This window comes from Microbacterium sp. (genome assembly GCF_011620715.1).
Lineage (GTDB): Bacteria > Actinomycetota > Actinomycetes > Actinomycetales > Microbacteriaceae > Microbacterium.
Genome location: NZ_WOYP01000085.1, coordinates 1 through 4,611, shown reverse-complemented (window position 1 = coordinate 4,611; position 4,611 = coordinate 1). Strand labels below are relative to the sequence as shown.

The 4,611-nt window shown below is 67.0% G+C and carries 3 protein-coding genes and 1 pseudogene; 1 reads left to right on the top strand and 3 read right to left on the bottom strand.

The window, feature by feature from the left end; translation table 11 throughout:
* Positions 1-325 precede the first annotated feature (325 nt).
* Together uvrB and coaE are read right to left on the bottom strand one after the other, a co-directional pair.
* Positions 326-2,407, bottom strand: coding sequence for an excinuclease ABC subunit UvrB (gene uvrB, locus QZV84_RS09025; protein ID WP_292828553.1), 2,082 nt, complete (start codon positions 2,405-2,407; stop codon positions 326-328).
* A 165-nt stretch (positions 2,408-2,572) separates the two neighbouring features.
* A complete protein-coding gene (coaE, locus tag QZV84_RS09020) occupies positions 2,573-3,199 on the bottom strand; it encodes a dephospho-CoA kinase (protein WP_292828550.1) in 627 nt (208 codons plus the stop codon).
* 97 nt (positions 3,200-3,296) lie between these two features.
* On the opposite strand from coaE, the pseudogene QZV84_RS09015 reads away from it, so the two are divergent.
* Positions 3,297-3,518, top strand: a pseudogene (locus QZV84_RS09015) (helix-turn-helix domain-containing protein); the annotation flags it as partial.
* A gap of 137 nt (positions 3,519-3,655) precedes the next feature.
* Here the strand turns inward: QZV84_RS09015 and QZV84_RS09010 are convergent.
* On the bottom strand, positions 3,656-4,611 hold a 956-nt coding region (locus QZV84_RS09010; protein WP_292828547.1), incomplete at its 5' end, for a S1 RNA-binding domain-containing protein.

The following is a 4,611-nucleotide window of genomic DNA, read 5'->3' as shown; positions in this document are numbered from 1 at the left end:
GAGCGGTCGGGGTGTGACCGCGTGAATGACCGAGATCGCATGAAGCATCCTCTGTGATCGGACCGATGGGGACGGCGGCACGTCGCGCGAGCTTGGCGGCTCGATGGTCGCACCTCGCATCGGGCTGCGTCGCACCTGCGCCGAGCCTAGGAGCCTGCCGAGAGTCTGCCAAGAGGGTGGCGCAGTGTTCATGCATCTGCAACGAAACCGATACCGAGGGCGACCTCAGCCCGCGACGGATCCGCCGGATCGACCGGTAATTCGCTCGACCGGTCGGGGCCGAAGCCCCTCCTGCACTGCCCTTTACGTCGCCCTGAGGCTGCCGCTACGCGTGGCCGGCGCGCTCCATGGCGCGCAACTCCTTCTTCATGTCCTGCACCTCGTCGCGCAGCCGCGCGGCGAGCTCGAACTTCAGCTCGCCCGCCGCGGCGAGCATCTGATTCGACAGGTCGAGGATCGTGGACTCGAGCTGTTCAGCGCCCTCGGCGGCGATTCCCTCGTGCCGCAGTCGTGGCGTCGGCGACTTGCCCTTGCCCGACTTGAGCTTGGCGGCATCCCGCTTCGACAGCATCGCTGCGGTGTCGGCGCCCTCGCGGGCCAGGACGTCGGTGATGTCCGCGATCTTCTTGCGCAGCGGCGTCGGGTCGATGCCGTTCTCGAGGTTGTAGGCCACCTGCTTTTCGCGGCGTCGGTCGGTCTCGCCGATCGCCGCCTTCATCGAGTCGGTGATCGTGTCGGCGTACATGTGGACTTCGCCCGACACGTTGCGCGCCGCGCGGCCGATCGTCTGGATGAGCGACGTTCCCGACCGCAGGAAGCCCTCTTTGTCGGCATCCAGGATCGCGACGAGCGAGACCTCGGGCAAGTCGAGACCCTCGCGCAGCAAGTTGATGCCCACGAGCACGTCGTAGACGCCGGCCCGCAACTCGGTGAGCAGCTCGACGCGGCGGAGCGTGTCGACGTCCGAGTGCAGGTAGCGCACGCGCACGCCGTGCTCACCGAGGAAGTCGGTGAGCTCTTCAGCCATCTTCTTGGTCAGGGTCGTCACGAGGACGCGCTCATTGCGCTCGGCGCGCACGCGGATCTCTTCGAGCAGATCGTCGATCTGGCCCTTCGAGGGCTTCACGATGATCTGCGGGTCGACCAGTCCGGTGGGCCGGATGATCTGCTCGACGACCCCGTCGGCGATGCCCATCTCGTAGCGACCCGGAGTGGCCGAGAGATACACGGTCTGTCCCACGCGATCCTTGAATTCGTCCCAGCGCAGTGGGCGGTTGTCCATCGCACTCGGGAGCCGGAAGCCGTGCTCGACGAGCGTGCGCTTGCGCGAGGCATCGCCCTCGTACATCGCGCCGATCTGCGGCACGGTGGCATGCGACTCGTCGATCACGACGAGGAAGTCGTCGGGGAAGAAGTCGAGCAGGCAGTGCGGCGCCTCGCCCGGTGCTCGTCCGTCGAGGTGGCGCGAATAGTTCTCGATGCCCGAGCAGAAGCCGAGCTGCTGCAGCATCTCGAGGTCGAACGAGGTGCGCATGCGCAGTCGCTGCGCCTCGAGGAGCTTTCCCTGAGATTCGAGCTCTTTCAGACGCACCTCGAGTTCGGCTTCGATCGTGCCGATCGCGCGCTGGACGGTGTCGGTGCCGGCGACGTAGTGCGACGCCGGGAAGATCGGGACCGAATCGAGCCGCTGCACCACGTCTCCGGTGAGCGGATGCAGCATGTAGAGCGCTTCGATCTCATCGCCGAACAGCTCGATGCGGATCGCGTACTCCTCGTAGACCGGGATGATCTCGATCGTGTCGCCGCGAACCCGGAAGTTGCCGCGGGAGAAGTCGACGTCGTTGCGGTTGTACTGCATCGCGATGAACTTGCGGATCAGGGCGTCCCGGTCGTATCGCTCCCCCACCTGCAAGGCGACCATCGCCCGCAAGTACTCCTCGGGCGCACCGAGGCCGTAGATGCACGAGACGGTGGAGACGACGATGACATCGCGTCGACTGAGCAGCGAGTTCGTGGTCGAGTGGCGCAGACGCTCTACCTCGGCGTTCACCGACGAGTCCTTCTCGATGAAGGTGTCGGTCTGCGGGACGTAGGCCTCCGGCTGGTAGTAGTCGTAGTACGAGACGAAGTACTCCACTGCGTTGTTCGGCATCAGATCGCGGAATTCATTCGCCAGCTGGGCGGCGAGGGTCTTGTTGTGGGCCAGCACGAGGGTCGGGCGCTGCACCTGCTCGATGAGCCATGCCGTTGTCGCCGACTTGCCGGTTCCGGTGGCGCCGAGCAGCACGACATCAGTCTCGCCCGCGTTGATTCGGGCGGCGAGTTCGGCGATGGCCTGCGGCTGGTCGCCTGAGGGCACGTACTCGCTGACGACCTCGAACGGCCGCACGGATCGTGTCGTCTGCATCAGTCCAGGTTAGGCGCGGGCTCCGACATCGCGGCGGGCGTTCGCCGTCAGCCGAAGGCTCCGCCGCCGTCGTAACGGCCTCCGTCGCACCCCCGCGGCGTCGATGGCACCGGCCGATTCCGGATTGAAGCCGATTCCGGATCGAAGGTGTCGCCCCATCCCGGTTCACGCGGGGGCGGTGCGCCTGTCTTCGATGAGCTGCGGCAGCCGCTCCCACAGATCGTCGACGCGGGCGGCGGTGTCCTGGAGCGAGCCCGTCGTGTCGATCACGACGTCGGCGATGCGCAGGCGCTCGTCGTCGGAGACCTGCGAGGCGATCCGCGCCGCTGCGTCCGCTTCGCTCAGGCCGCGCAGCTCGACGAGACGGTGCGCGCGCACTCCAGCGGGCGCATGGGCGACGACGATGAGATCCCAGGGGTCGGCGAGCCGAGCCTCGGCCAGCAGCGGCACGTCGTAAACGACCACCGCTTCGGGGTCGGCGGCGAAGGCCTCGTCGAACTGCCGATTCGACTCGATGCCCACCGCGGGGTGCACGATTGCGTTGAGCCGCCGAACCGCATCGGCGTCTCCGAAAACGCGCGAGCCGAGGGCGGCCCGGTCGAGCGAGCCGTCCTCACGCAGCATCCGCTCGCCGAATTCGGCCGCGATCGCGGCGAGCACAGGCGAGCCGGGCTGCTGAACATCGCGGACGACCTGATCGGCGTCGACGATCACCGCGCCGAGCCCGGCCAGGCGGCGCGCGATCGTGGACTTGCCAGAGGCGATGCCTCCGGTGAGAGCGACAAGTGGCATACATCGAGGATGTCATGCCCCGCGCGGCTGCGCGCACGGCGAATTCGTGCACTTCAGGCGCGGCGCGATGCGAAGGATCTGCCCACGATGCGGGGGGATGGCCGATCTGCTCGGTTCGGGCCGGCGCGTGCGCGCGAAGTCCGATCTGGCGATGATGCTGCGCGGTGAGCAGTACACCGGCGTGGAGTTCGTCAGCGACAGTGATGCACGCGCGATCGAGGTGCATGTGGCCAACTTGCGACGCAAGCTCGGCGAGTCCCCGTCCAGTCCCCGTTGGATCGAGACCGTGCGCGGGGTGGGCTACCGGCTCACCGCCTGAGATCGGATGCCGCTACTCGCCCTCAACGCGGCGTCAGCGTGCCTGCAGTCTCCGGCTGTTCGGCCGAACGCGAAGGGCCGCCACCCGAAGGTGACGGCCCGATGCGCTGGCTGACCAGCGGGAAATGCTGTGCAGGATCAGCGACCCGAGAGCTTCTCGCGAAGCGCGGCGAGCGCCTCGTCGTCGGCCAGGGTGCCGCTGGACGAGCTGTCCGAGGTGAACGAGCTCGAAGCGGAGCTGGTCTCCGTCGGAGCAGCAGCCTCGGCCTCGAGCGACTTGGCGACGGCAGCCTTGTGCTGCTCCCAGCGAGCCTGGGCAGCCGCGTACTCGAGCTCCCACTTCTCGCGAGCCTCGTCCGAGCCTTCCTTCCAGGCATTGGTCTCCGGGTCGAAGCCCTCGGGGTACTTGTAGTCCCCGTTCTCGTCGTACTCGGTGACCATGCCGTACAGGGCCGGGTCGAACTCAGTGCCGAACGGGTCGACCGACTCGTTCGCCTGCTTGAGCGAGAGAGAGATGCGGCGACGCTCGAGGTCGATGTCGATGACCTTGACGAAGACCTCTTCTCCGACCGACACGACCTGCTCGGCGAGCTCGACGTGCTTGCCGGAGAGCTCTGAGATGTGCACCAGGCCCTCGATACCGTCGGCGACGCGGACGAACGCGCCGAACGGAACGAGCTTCGTGACCTTGCCCGGGGTGACCTGGCCGATGGCGTGGGTGCGGGCGAAGACCTGCCACGGGTCCTCCTGGGTCGCCTTGAGCGAGAGCGACACGCGCTCGCGATCCAGGTCGACCTCGAGGATCTCGACGGTGACTTCCTGACCGACCTCGACGACCTCGGAGGCATGCTCGATGTGCTTCCAGGACAGCTCGGAGACGTGCACCAGACCGTCCACGCCGCCCAGATCGACGAACGCGCCGAAGTTGACGATCGACGACACGGTGCCCTTGCGGACCTGACCCTTGTGCAGGTTGTTCAGGAACGACGTACGCGACTCGGACTGCGTCTGCTCGAGCAGAGCGCGGCGCGACAGGACCACGTTGTTGCGGTTCTTGTCGAGCTCGAGGATCTTGGCCTCGATCTCCTGACCGA

What these genes read in the sequence shown, in the direction of transcription:
- uvrB (WP_292828553.1), bottom strand. Translation starts at nt 2,407, where the DNA reads ATGCAGACGACACGATCCGTGCGGCCGTTCGAGGTCGTCAGCGAGTAC.
- coaE (WP_292828550.1), bottom strand. Translation starts at nt 3,199, where the DNA reads ATGCCACTTGTCGCTCTCACCGGAGGCATCGCCTCTGGCAAGTCCACG.